General features: G+C 48.7%; 1 protein-coding gene. It reads right to left on the bottom strand.

The features are described from left to right. Positions 1–314 (bottom strand): methyl-accepting chemotaxis protein (locus E3E51_RS13020; protein WP_167913527.1); only part of this gene is annotated, 314 nt, incomplete at both ends.

Here is a 314-nt window from a genome sequence, read left to right as displayed (position 1 = left end):
ACTGCCTCATTCACCTGATTGATGGCTTCAGTGACATCGCTTGATATCTGGGCGAGGAGGGTGGCCCTCTTCTCAAGTTCGTCTGTTACGTGGACTATTTCTCCGATTAGGCCTTTGAGTTTGTGTGTTGTGTCTTTTAAGTCTTGGATGATTTCTTGGAGTTCGCCTCTTGCTTCGACGCTTAGTCCGTTGCTTAAGTCTCCTTCTGCGAGGCGTTCGAGTTTTTCGCCGATAGCGTTAAGCGTTCCCACGAGATCCTTCCCAACAGCCTCAAAAGCCCTTATAAGCGCCCCAATCTCATCATCCTCAATGTA

Origin of the sequence: Thermococcus sp. 21S7, from assembly GCF_012027615.1 — an archaeon.
Classification (GTDB): domain Archaea; phylum Methanobacteriota_B; class Thermococci; order Thermococcales; family Thermococcaceae; genus Thermococcus.
This window is presented reverse-complemented; position numbering and strand designations above follow the sequence as displayed.